The 11,001-nt window shown below is 65.8% G+C and carries 13 protein-coding genes and 1 tRNA gene; 6 read left to right on the top strand and 8 right to left on the bottom strand.

The window, feature by feature from the left end; genetic code table 11:
* Nucleotides 1-133: 133 nt before the first annotated feature.
* Nucleotides 134-1,999 carry an ATP-dependent DNA helicase gene (locus LDH74_RS17420; RefSeq protein WP_226042555.1) on the bottom strand — a complete coding sequence of 622 codons (1,866 nt, stop codon included), beginning with the start codon at nucleotides 1,997-1,999 and terminating at the stop codon, nucleotides 134-136.
* Nucleotides 2,000-2,201: 202 nt separating this feature from the next.
* Between LDH74_RS17420 and LDH74_RS17415 the strand changes: the two genes are divergently transcribed.
* Nucleotides 2,202-2,290 (top strand) — tRNA-Gly (locus tag LDH74_RS17415).
* 193 nt (nucleotides 2,291-2,483) lie between these two features.
* Here the strand turns inward: LDH74_RS17415 and LDH74_RS17410 are convergent.
* Nucleotides 2,484-2,729: a hypothetical protein gene (locus LDH74_RS17410; RefSeq protein WP_226039953.1), complete on the bottom strand. Its 246-nt coding sequence runs from the start codon at nucleotides 2,727-2,729 to the stop codon at nucleotides 2,484-2,486.
* 136 nt (nucleotides 2,730-2,865) lie between these two features.
* Between LDH74_RS17410 and LDH74_RS17405 the strand changes: the two genes are divergently transcribed.
* Nucleotides 2,866-3,861 carry a YkgJ family cysteine cluster protein gene (locus LDH74_RS17405; RefSeq protein ID WP_226039952.1) on the top strand — a complete coding sequence of 332 codons (996 nt, stop codon included), beginning with the start codon at nucleotides 2,866-2,868 and terminating at the stop codon, nucleotides 3,859-3,861.
* A 62-nt stretch (nucleotides 3,862-3,923) separates the two neighbouring features.
* Here the strand turns inward: LDH74_RS17405 and LDH74_RS17400 are convergent, their stop codons facing one another.
* Nucleotides 3,924-4,097 carry a DUF5786 family protein gene (locus LDH74_RS17400; RefSeq protein ID WP_226042554.1) on the bottom strand — a complete coding sequence of 58 codons (174 nt, stop codon included), beginning with the start codon at nucleotides 4,095-4,097 and terminating at the stop codon, nucleotides 3,924-3,926.
* Between the two features lie 177 nt (nucleotides 4,098-4,274).
* Between LDH74_RS17400 and LDH74_RS17395 the strand changes: the two genes are divergently transcribed.
* Together LDH74_RS17395 and LDH74_RS17390 are read left to right on the top strand one after the other, a co-directional pair.
* Nucleotides 4,275-5,282: a DUF5784 family protein gene (locus LDH74_RS17395; RefSeq protein ID WP_226039951.1), complete on the top strand. Its 1,008-nt coding sequence runs from the start codon at nucleotides 4,275-4,277 to the stop codon at nucleotides 5,280-5,282.
* Between the two features lie 100 nt (nucleotides 5,283-5,382).
* Nucleotides 5,383-6,447 carry a zinc-dependent alcohol dehydrogenase family protein gene (locus LDH74_RS17390; protein WP_226039950.1) on the top strand — a complete coding sequence of 355 codons (1,065 nt, stop codon included), beginning with the start codon at nucleotides 5,383-5,385 and terminating at the stop codon, nucleotides 6,445-6,447.
* A gap of 231 nt (nucleotides 6,448-6,678) precedes the next feature.
* On the opposite strand, the gene LDH74_RS17385 is transcribed toward LDH74_RS17390, so the two are convergent.
* Nucleotides 6,679-6,966, bottom strand: a complete 288-nt coding sequence (locus tag LDH74_RS17385; protein ID WP_226039949.1) for a DUF2795 domain-containing protein — start codon at nucleotides 6,964-6,966, stop codon at nucleotides 6,679-6,681.
* Nucleotides 6,967-7,124: 158 nt separating this feature from the next.
* Here LDH74_RS17385 and LDH74_RS17380 point away from each other — a divergent pair, with 158 nt between their 5' ends.
* Both LDH74_RS17380 and LDH74_RS17375 read left to right on the top strand, forming a co-directional pair.
* The gene (locus LDH74_RS17380) at nucleotides 7,125-7,901 is read left to right on the top strand and encodes a PHP domain-containing protein (protein ID WP_226039948.1); all 777 of its coding nucleotides are present in this window, start codon (nucleotides 7,125-7,127) and stop codon (nucleotides 7,899-7,901) included.
* A gap of 56 nt (nucleotides 7,902-7,957) precedes the next feature.
* The gene (locus tag LDH74_RS17375; protein WP_176548143.1) at nucleotides 7,958-8,122 is read left to right on the top strand and encodes a DUF6757 family protein; all 165 of its coding nucleotides are present in this window, start codon (nucleotides 7,958-7,960) and stop codon (nucleotides 8,120-8,122) included.
* Between the two features lie 17 nt (nucleotides 8,123-8,139).
* Here the strand turns inward: LDH74_RS17375 and LDH74_RS17370 are convergent, their stop codons facing one another.
* The 4 genes from LDH74_RS17370 to LDH74_RS17355 all read right to left on the bottom strand — a co-directional run bounded on the left by LDH74_RS17370 (nucleotide 8,140) and on the right by LDH74_RS17355 (nucleotide 10,911).
* Nucleotides 8,140-8,463: a ferredoxin family protein gene (locus tag LDH74_RS17370; RefSeq protein ID WP_098724945.1), complete on the bottom strand. Its 324-nt coding sequence runs from the start codon at nucleotides 8,461-8,463 to the stop codon at nucleotides 8,140-8,142.
* Nucleotides 8,464-8,616: 153 nt separating this feature from the next.
* Nucleotides 8,617-9,417, bottom strand: coding sequence for a helix-turn-helix domain-containing protein (locus tag LDH74_RS17365; RefSeq protein WP_226042553.1), 801 nt, complete (start codon nucleotides 9,415-9,417; stop codon nucleotides 8,617-8,619).
* Nucleotides 9,418-9,482: 65 nt separating this feature from the next.
* Nucleotides 9,483-9,632 carry a Zn-ribbon domain-containing protein gene (locus tag LDH74_RS17360; RefSeq protein ID WP_226039947.1) on the bottom strand — a complete coding sequence of 50 codons (150 nt, stop codon included), beginning with the start codon at nucleotides 9,630-9,632 and terminating at the stop codon, nucleotides 9,483-9,485.
* Nucleotides 9,633-9,738: 106 nt separating this feature from the next.
* Nucleotides 9,739-10,911, bottom strand: coding sequence for an MFS transporter (locus LDH74_RS17355; RefSeq protein ID WP_226039946.1), 1,173 nt, complete (start codon nucleotides 10,909-10,911; stop codon nucleotides 9,739-9,741).
* Between the last annotated feature and the right edge of the window lie 90 nt (nucleotides 10,912-11,001).

Genomic DNA, 11,001 nt, shown 5'->3' with positions numbered 1-11,001 from the left:
CTCTTTTAGGGACGGCCGGTCGAACGGACGTGGAGACGCTCGAGGCGCTCGCGCGGGCACCGAACCACTGCCGGACCGATCAGCAGCTCCACCGTCCGCGAGAGATCCGTTGCCGATCCTGCGTACCCGAGTTCTACTCGTCCGTATCCCAGACGTCCGCTAACGGGCTCGATCGGGACGATCGCCGTGATCGTCTCGATTGCGACGATTCCCGATCAGTTCCGTTGCCACGCTGGGTATCCGTCGTCCCGCTTCGTCCCGTTCGCGAGGATCCGTCAGAGACACTGGCCCCGTCACCCGACGCCGCCCCACCGAGGGCCGCCCGCGGCTCGAACATCGGGAGGTCGGGCGTCGTCATGCGATCGACCTGCGCCTCGAACCACTCCGGCATGTCCGTCCGGGCGCGCTCGAAGCAGTCCACCAGGCTCGAGTCCGCCAGATACGTCGCCCCGTAATCGTCGGGCGCACGAACGACTCGGCCGCAGGCCTGAATGACGGTCCGGAGCGTCGTCCGGTAGTACCACGCCCACTGCCCCTCCTCGAGGCGGTGGGCCACCCGCGAGTCGCCGGTGTTGAGGAAGGGTGCCTTACAGAGGACCTGCCAGCGACAGAGGTCGCCCTTGAGATCCAGCGCTTCCTCCATCTTCACCGAGAGGAAGACGTCGGGCTCGTCGCCGGCCTTCCAGGCCTCGAGTTCGGCGTCGCGGCCGTCGCGGTCGTGCGTTCGAATTCGGTCGCCGACGCCGAAGTCGGTTAGGAGGTCGGCCAGCCGTTCCTGAATGTCGTAGGAGTGGGCGTGGATCAGTCCCTTCTCGTCGGGGTGGTGTTGCATCAGCCGGACGATCGTTCGGGCGATCTTCGGCGTCGTCTCGTCGCGCTCCTCGTAGGTCATCTTCCCCTGCGTGACGTCGTACAGCGGCCGGTTCTCGACGGGGAACGTGTGATCGACGTCGACCAGCGCGACGTCGTCGGGATCGAGTCCGACCTGTCTGCAAAAGGCCGCTTTGTTGAGGATCGTCGCCGAGAGGAGAGCGAACTTGTTGCCCCGATCCCAGACGGTGTGCTGGAGGTACTTTTCGGGATTCATCGGCTTGATCGTCAGCGGGCCGCCCTGGGATTCGTCGCCGTCGGCGTCGCCCCCGTCGGAATCGGCGTCGCGAGCGCGCGGCTCGGACTGATCGACCAGCCACGTCGTCGGGCTCTGCGGATCCCGGAAGTCCGAAACGAACCACTCGAGTTCGCCGATGAGTTCCTGCAGGCGGTCGCGTTCGCGCACCTCGGCGGGGGAGAGCGGGTCCTGCTCGAGCAGGTCGTCCTTGCGGCGCGTACAGGTCTGTGCGAGGCTCTCGGCGTAGCGAACGGCTCGCTCGATGGAGTCCGTCTCGGGGACGCGAAGCTCGTCCCAGAACGGGACGGTTCGCGGCCCCAGTTGAATGGTCGCGTACATCTCGGCCCACTCGGCGAGGCCGTGGGCCTCGTCGACGACCACGACGTCGCGTTTGCGGAAGACCTCGCTGCCGGCGGTCTGCATGAAGTAGGCGAGCGTCATCGCCGCGATCTCCCGGTTCGATGCGATCGCGCGGTCGGAGAAGTACGGACACCGGTGTTTGACGGAACAGTCGTAGCCGCGCTCGCGGACGCAGGGGGCCTGATTGACCGGCGTGTTTCGCTCGTTCGGCAGGATGCAGGAGTAGTTGGATTTCCCCCGGATGACGTTGAGATCGGCCAGCAGGTCGTCGGCCGCCACGTCGTCGAGCTGGGAGACCTGCGGGGTCGTGTAGTACGCGCCCGTCGCATCGCTGGGGTCGCCCTCGTCGGCACGCTGTGCACAGCCGGCGATCGCGCGGGCGAGCAGGGACTTGCCGCTGCCCGTCGGCGCGCGAACGAGCACGACGTCGTTGCCGGCCGCGAAGGCGTCGCGAATGTCACGGAGGGCCTGCTGTTGGGTCCCGCGGTAACTCGGCGCGGGAAACTCCTCGAAGATCCGCTCGGTATTCACCGTTCGACTCACGGACCGGACGCGTCCTAAAGGCTGCGAACCGTTGCTCCCGATGCGAATCTGCCGACACGTGTACGACCCCGAGCGTCACCGAAATCGCTCGCTATCGGTCAGTATCGACGCCCTACGGAAGTCGACAGCGGGACGACGGCTCGGTAGTCGACCGATTACAAATACGATATCAGCCGTCGGTCGGAGACGCGGAAGGGTCGCTCAGCGGTAGAGCACCGCGGTGCCACCTGGTTCCGCGGCGGCATCTCGCCCCGTGGCGTTCAAATCCCACCCCTTCCGCTCGCGGTTGCGGTCGCGCCGTGGTCGTCGCTCGTGCTCACGCGTTCCACGGCCTGTGCCGTCACCGTCCCTGTCACATCGCCTCCACTCGAGACCCCCATTTTTCCTCGTCCCGACCCGAACTGAAGTGTCAATAGAAAATTACGTCCGTAGCGATAGCGCCGCGGCCTCGGGGATAGCATCATGGTCTCGGTTATAGCGTCCCGACCCGCGAGGTCTCGTCGTCGACCTGCTCGAGTCGCTCGACGTCCTCGGTCGTCGGATAGTCGGGTATCGCTTCGAGACACGGATAACAGAGCAGATGCGACGAGCCGTCCTCGAGCTCGAGCGTGATCGCGGTTCCGACGGTGCCGGCGTCGGTGCCAACGGACCAGAGGTTGGCGATCCCGCCGGAGACCGTGACCGTCCGGCCGCAGCCGTCACAGGAAGTCTTCGACATACGCGCCAGTGGGTGCCGAACGATCAAAGTCGTTCTCCCGGGCGATCGGTTGCTCGACGCAAGGTGACCGTGCGGCGACCGTTTGGACGGGGGAGTCCGCACAGCGGTTATAGGTCACAGCGTCGTACCGCCGGCTATGGAGGTGAACTGCGAGGGCTGTGCCGGCTGCTGCATGGACTGGCGATCGCTGCTCGAGGACGAAACGGGATCGGCCGCCGCTCGAGACGATGAAGACGCGACCGAGAACGATTCCAAACAGCGACACCGGCGACAGCGCGATCCGTTCGGCGGCGAGGACGCGAAGTCATCGTCCCGGGAGCCCCTCGACGACGACCCCACCTTCGTTCCGCTGACCCGCGACGAGGTTCGCGCGTTCCTCGAGGCAGGAATGGGCGACGCCCTGACGCCGCGGTTCTGGCACGCTCGAGACGAAGCCGAGGGCGTCGAGATCGACGGAGTGAGCGTCGCCGCCGTCGCGGACCGACCGACTTTCTTCGTGGGTCTCCGGAAGCCGCCGAAGCCGGTCGACCCGTTCGGCCGCGAGGAGCCGACGTGGCTGCCGACCTGCGTCTTCCTCGATCCAACGACGCTGCAGTGTCGGATCCACGAGAGCGAGCTGTACCCCGGCGAGTGCGGTGCGTATCCCGAATACACCCTCGCGCTCGCACGGGAGACCGAGTGCGAACGCGTCGAGTCCGCGTTCGGCGGCGACCGCCTGCTCGAGGCCGATCACGACGATCTCGACGGCATGCTCCTGGGCCCGCAGGCGATCGGGGCGAAGCTCTTCTGTCATCCGCGACCGGCCGATCTCGAGGGAGTCGTCGACCGAGCGGCGGCCGGCGAGCTCACGCGACCGGATCGTGCCGAGGCGATCGCGGTCGCCGCGGCCTCGAGTCCGGGGACGCTCGCGACCTCGGACCACCACTACGACCGGGCGAAAGCGCGGCTGCTCGGCGGTGAGGATGCCGAGTCGGAATTCGCAGACGACGAATCGTGGATCGGGCCGGCGATCCGCGAGTGGTACCAGCGCCGCCGGGCGGCCGGCGAGGCAGTGCCGTCACCGGCCGTCGCCGACGCTATCGAGACCGATCGCGGCGCGCCCGAAACGCCGGGCTGGGACGCCCTCGAGTGAGTACTGATACCGATTGCTCGAGAGCCAGTACGAACAAAGGCGGAATATTCAACTCGACGTCGCTACTCCGACTTGATCTGTTCGAACGTGTCTAGCAACGCTTCGGCGGAGTCCCCGGAGTCGTACTCGACTTTGCCGCGGTAAATCGTCCGCTCGTCGTCGAAATCGGTATCGACCTTCGAGGCCTGTTGTTCGCGACGCTCGTGCTCGTCCTCGTCATAGGCACCCATTGACATGGTAAGTGTGAACATGGTAGGGGTGGCGCGACTATTAATGTAACGGTCGATCACACGCATCGGGGAGCGATAACGGAGACACGGGGCGGCGAGACGGCTGCCAAGCCGTCGGGATCGGCGAGGATATCGAGAGAGGACAACGAACAGTATATGGGTCACCGTCGCTTACGGTGACCCGTGGCACGGCCGCTTCGCTTCCGTTACTCGCCCCAGTCTTGGAGCGACGGGCGAGTACAACAGGAGATTCTGCAGCCGCTTCAGTCAAACATCGGCGCACAGTCCGTCACGCCGTGGTTCAAGATCGGCGGCGACTGGCAGGCACACCGCTTCGAGATGCAAAACGGGGACATCGCCCTCTTCGCGCGCACCGACAGCGACGCCTACTGGATGGGCAACACGGAAACGCCCTCCTCGCTGTGGAAGACCGACAAGTTCGGCTGGCGGGAGGTGCCCCATCACGTCTCGCGGTGGGCCCAGCGCGAACTGACCGCGACGCTCCACGAGGAAGACCCCTGGCTCGCCGACTACCCGCACCTCTCGTGGTTTTTCCTGCCGGTGTTCATGTCCAAAGACGGCCGCAACTCGACTCGTGCGTTCTTCCGCGAGCACGCCGCCGGCTTCCCCGACGCAGGCCGCCGGGAGACGACCCGCTTCTTCGAGGACTTCCTCGAGACCGGCGTCCTCGACGAGTACCGACACGTCATGTCGGGCAAACTCGGCACCAGCAACCACGTCGACCGCGTCCGAATGAGCGCCGCGATGGCGGAGTTCATCGCGGCGAAACTCCTCACCGACGCGGGCTACGACGTGGTCCCGGAGATCGAGGTCACGACCGGACACTCGCTCGACTTCCGGGCCGAAAACGACGAGACCAACGTCCTCGTCGAAGTCACGCGACCCCAGCCGCCCCAGAACCGCGCGGCGTCCGGCCCCGTGGCCGCCGTTCGCGACACCGCCGAGACCAAGACCAGCGGCCAACTGGCCGAACACGGCGGCGGCGCGACCCTCTTCGTCGACTGCTCGAGCTTTCGCGACGACGCCTGGTCCGCCGTCCGCGGCGAACAACCCGACGTTCGCCACCGCCCCGCGGTCGTCTACCGCGTCAGGCCGAACGGCCACGCCGAAGGCTACCGAAAAGGTGCGGTTCCCCTCGAGTTAGGCGACGCACTCGAGTTTCTGGACTAGCGCGGCCGACACGACGACGACGGCCGTCCCGGTTCTGCTCTCGATCAGTCGCTGCAACGGAATGTGAGTTATTTGTAGCATGCCATGGTCAACCACACACATGCGCGCAGCAGTCCTCGAGGAACACGGCGAACCGCTCTCGATCGAAGAGGTAGACGCGCCGGAGCCGGCACCGGACGGGGCCGTCGTCGAACTCGAAGCGTGCGGCGTCTGCCGGAGCGACTGGCACGGCTGGCAGGGCGACTGGGGATGGCTCGGCCTCGAAACGCAGCCGGGGCAGATCCTGGGTCACGAACCCGCCGGCCGCGTCGCCGCCGTCGGCGACGAAGTCGAGACCGTCACGGAGGGCGACCACGTCGCCGTCCCGTTCAACCTCGGCGACGGCTCCTGTCCGCGGTGCCAGCGCGGCCACTCCAACATCTGCGAGAACGTGATGCCGCTCGGGTTCATCGAGCAAGCGCAGGGTGCGTTCGCCGAACAGGTCCACGTCCCCGTCGCCGACCACAACCTCGTGGAACTACCCGACGGCGTCTCGTCCGTCGACATGGCCGGACTCGGCTGCCGGTTTATGACCTCGTTCCACGCGCTGGCCCACCGCGCGGACGTCGGCGCGGGCGATTGGGTATCGATCCACGGCTGCGGCGGGGTCGGCCTCTCGGCGGTCCACATCGCCGACGCACTCGGCGCCAACGTCGTCGCCGTCGACCTCAAAGACGAGAAACTCGAGAAGGCCGAGTCCCTCGGCGCGGTCGAGACGATCAACGCGGAGGACGTCGGCGACGTCCCCGGCGAAGTCTCGGCGATCACCGACGGCGGCGCTCACGTCTCGATGGACGCGCTCGGCATCGCGACGACCAGCCAGAACTCCGTCTCGAGTCTCGACGCTCGCGGCCAGCACATCCAGGTCGGTCTCACGACCCAGGACGAACAGGGCGTGATCCCCCTCCCGTCCGACGCGATGGTCATGCAAGAGATCGAGTTCATCGGCTCGCTCGGGATGCCGCCGACCCGCTACGACGAGATCTTCCGGATGGTCTCGACGGGGAAGCTCGAGCCCGAAAAGGTCGTCTCCGAGACGATCGGGCTTGAGGACGTCAGCGACAAACTCGAGGCGATGACCGACTTCGAAACGGTCGGGATTCCGGTGATCGACAGCTTCAACTAAATTTTGCTCTGTCGTTCAAGAGAGCGAAGCTCTCTCGTGACTGAGCGAATCGAAGCTAAGCGGGAGCGAAGCTCCCTGCGATCGCTCGCGGGTGCTACTAGTGGACCCTCCGTCTGTGGAAAGTGCGGTGGCTGTACCGAGCGCGCCGACGGCGTGCTCGGCCTTTTTTAATCGAGTTTTTTGCTCGAGCGGTCGGCCGGAGGCCGACCAGAGAGTGAAAAAATTCGTTCCTTAGAACGAGACGGCGTCGGGCGCGTACGGGCTGCCGACCGGGGTCGGGTCGCGGTCGCTGTAGCCGACGCGGCCGACGGCCTTGTCGCTGACGGCGGAATAGACGGCGAAGCGCGCCTCCTCCGGATTCTCGAAGGTTTCGGGCTCGAGGCGGGCGAGTACATCGCCGACCGTCTCACTGCCGTTGGGGAGTTCGAGGGTTCGATCGCCGTACTCCTCGATCAGTTCCTCGGTCGTCGCTGGGTACTCGTGGTCGTCGATGACCTCGCCGGTGCCATTGAGCAGCATTACGCCCTATCCTCCGTGAACGATAATTATAAACATTGTCCATCTATGTTTCCTAGTAGCACTGTACACCTAATATACCTAGTATCACCCTAGAGATTGTGGAATCCGGGTGCCGGCCCGGAGAAACGCCTTTCAGAGCGGGGGCGTTCGAATACCGTATGCCATATGCCGATTTGCACGTCCACACGAAGCGCTCGGACGGCAGCCTCGCGCTCGAGGCGGTCCCCGACGCCGCACGCCGCGGCGGCGTCGACGTCGTCGCGGTGACGGACCACGATCGGGTACAGCCGTTCGACGGGCCGGTCGTCGAACGCGACGGCGTGACGCTCGTCCACGGGATCGAACTTCGCGTCGAGACGGGAGGACAACGGATCGACCTGCTGGGCTACGGCCTCGAGCCGAGCGCGGATCTCGAGGCTATCCTCGAGCGGATTCAGGAAAACCGCATCGAGCGCGGACGGGCGATCGTCGACTGCGTTGAATCGCGGTTGGGAATCGATCTCGACGTGACCGTCGACGGCGGGTTCGGACGGCCACACATCGCACGGGCGATCGACGCACATCCCGAGACCGAGTACGACTATCAGGGCGCGTTCGATCGCGTCATCGGGTCCGGCTGTCCGTGTTACGTCCCTCGAGACGTCCCGTCGTTCGAACGGGGACAGGCGGCGCTATCCGAGTCCTGTCGGCTCGTTTCGCTGGCACATCCGCTGCGGTACCGCGATCCCGAAGGCGCGCTCGCGCACGCGGCCGAACTCGATGCCGTCGAACTGCACTACCCCTACGGCCGCGAGGTCGACCGCGCTCCCGTCGAGCGAGCGATCGAGCGCAACGACCTGCTCCCGACCGGTGGCAGCGACGCCCACGACGAGCGCCTCGGCGTCGACGGGCTCTCTCGGCGGGCCTACGAGCGGCTCGAGCTGACAGCCGAGTAACCCGAACGTTGACCGCTAGCGGAGGGTTCAATGCATCGTAGTCCTAACGAGCGAGTATGAACTGCCACTACTGTGACCGCGAAGCTGCGTTCGCCGCGGAGTCCGACGGACTCAAAGTCGGCCTGTGCGAGGAGCACTTCCGGACTCGGTTACAGGAGCTCGCCGAAGCGGACGGCCTCGAGAGCCTGAAGGAGAAAGTCGACGTCGATCGCGCCGAATAAGATCGTCTCGCGTACTGTTATGCGGTTCGTCCGGCATCGACGTCGATCGCGTCGACCGGGCAGACATCGACGCAGAGCATACAATCGATACACTGCGCTTCCTTGGCGGGGTCGGCCTTCTCTTCGCTTTCCGGATGACCGGGCGTGTCGATCCACTCGAAGACGTCGACCGGACAGTCCTCGACGCAGGCGCCGTCCGCGATGCAGATGTCGAAGTCGACAGCGACGTGAGTGCCGTGGATGCCGAGTTCTTCGGGCTCGTCGACGGGGCCCCAGACCGAGTGCCCCTCGTGTTCGTCGACCTGGTCGCGATTCTCGTGAAACTGTGGGTCTATGGCCATTGCTAGCAGATTAAATGAGAGACGCGTACTTAAAAGTGAGTACTCGCTGCACCGTCGGCACCTCGAATTCGAGGAGCGAAGATCGGGACGAGAGCGTTCTCCTGCGGGCAGCCGACTCCGCGGAAGGGGGCACTCGCTCACACACACACTCATTCACTCACTCGTCGACCGGTCCTCCTCGCGGCCCTCGAGCCGATCGTCGAGGAGTTCGCGCGTCCAGACGGCGAAGCCGTGATCGCGGCCGTAGGTCCAGACCGCCATCTCGTCGACCACGTCGGGGAGATTGCTCTCCTTGATTCCGGCCGCGACGATCGCTTCCTGATCGACCATGAGCAACTGCGCCGGCCACTCGTCCTGGACGTTGTTGGTCGTCTGGAGGTCGGGTGCAACGACGATCTCCGCGCTGGGAGCCGCCTCCGAGAACGTCTCACGATCGTCCTCGGTCGGGACTTCGACGTAGACGTCGACGCCGCGATCGGCGGTCGACCCGAGGGCCAACAGGATCTCCCGATCGACGACTTCGGTCGCCGGAACGAGGTAGTGGACGGTGTCCTCGGCGTCCTCGAGGAAGAGGACGACGCGCTCGGTGACGTGTTCCTTCTGCGTGATTTCCCACATTCCCTCATCGTCCCGCGAATCGGGTTCCTCGAGTTGGCCGAGCGCGTTCTCGGCGGCGTTGATCCGCGAGTCGAAATCCTCGCGAAGCCGTCGACAGGCCGTATCGACTGGGACGGCTTTGTACTGGCGCGGTTCGGTCTGCTGGACGCTGACCAGGGCCTTCCGGTCGAGGCGCTCGATGGTATCGTACACCCGTGAGCGAGGGATGTCCGCGACCTGACTGATCTCCTTGGCGGTCCCCTTCGAGATTCGGACCAGGGCCACGAGACACCGAGACTCGTACTCCGTCAGCCCGAGCTCCTCGAGGGTCGTAACTGCTTCCTCGGCGTTCGACACGGTTGACACACAGCCAGAACGGACGAAAGAACGCGGCTTTCTACCGCCACGCGGTTATACGACGGTCAGGAAAACGTGCGAAAGGAGTTTCCCCCACAGGGACAGCCGTCGGTGCTGCCGATCGGGCGAATCTCGCCGGGAGAGAGCCAGACTGCCAGCGCTCGTCCGCAGTCCGTACATCGTGCTGCACCCTTCCGCCGTGACTCTGCTGCCATGGGGCGATCTACTCCCTGAGAACACATAAGCCGGTTGTGAGTTCGACGAGAATGCAGGGTCGCGTGCTCCAGCCGTAACAACGACATCCGAGCCACGGAGTTCGGGTCAGTAACCCAACGAGAAGGCCCAGTTGACGGCCAGCGCGACGAAGACGACGGTCAGTAACGCCGCGAGGAATCCGAAGGAGACGCCCCAGCCGAACAGATCCGCCAGGGTTCCGGTGACGACCGAACCCAGCGCGCCGACGACGCCGTAGACGGTCCGCACGAGACCGAACCCCGCGCCGCGTTCGGCCGCTGAGAGGTGGTCCATGAAACGGGGCAGCAGCGCCGCACCCCAGCCGAGGCCGATCCCGAGGAGCACGACGCCGGTCGCGACGGCGACGGTCCCCGGGACCGCGACGAACAGCGCGAAGCCGGCGACCGAGAGGACCATGCAGGCCGCCGTCGTCACGTCGCGACCGTAGCGGTCGGAGACCGCACCCACGCCGACCTGCGTGATCCCCTGGACGACGAAGTAGCCCGCGAAGACGAGGCTCGCCGTCGTCGCGGACTGGCCGCGGTGGGCGACGAGGAATGTCGGCAGAAACGAGGACGTCGCCTGCCAGACGAAGTCGCCCAGGATCGCGAGCACGCACGTGAAGGCGATCTCCGGTCGAGAGAGCAGTTCGACGACCGGCTCGAGTTCGAACCGTTCGGCCATCGGCTGGTCGGGCCGCTGGGGGGCGGTCGGCCGGACCGACCGGGCGAACAGGACGAAGATGGGGACGGCGACCACCGCACCGACCGCGATCGCGGCCCGCCAGCCGTATCGGACGGCGATCCAGGCGGCGATCGGCGGCGCGACGAGTCCCGCGATGGGGCCGCCGCTGTTGTGGACGCCGATCGCGGTTCCGATCTCGTCGTAGGTCCGGGTCAGCAGCGAGGTCGCGACGCTGTAGTGGAGGCCGGCGACGGCTCCGAGTACGATGGTGCCGACCACGAAGACGGGGAACAGGGGTGCGATCGCGAGGAACGCGCTCGCGACGGCCGTCCCACCGACGGCGACCAGAATGACGCGGCGCTCGCCGAACCGGTCACCGAAGACGCCGCTGGGAAACTGCGAGCAAAAGTACGCCGTCCACATCCCCGTCAGCGCGAGGCCGATCACCGAGTTCGAGACGCCGAACTCGGCGGTGATCCGTGGCACGACCGGGCTGATCACCAGCCTGGCGGCCATCGTCGCCAGGAAAGCGAGCGTGCACATCGCGAGGACGGTCTCCTCGTATCGCCAGCGCATTACTCGAGTTCACCCTTCGGTCGCAGCTCCCGACGGCCGGGATGCGATCGTATCAAGCAGTCACCGACCCTGACGGATGACGATACTGCT

It is taken from the genome of Natrinema sp. DC36 (assembly GCF_020405225.1).
GTDB lineage: Archaea > Halobacteriota > Halobacteria > Halobacteriales > Natrialbaceae > Natrinema.
This window is presented reverse-complemented; position numbering and strand designations above follow the sequence as displayed.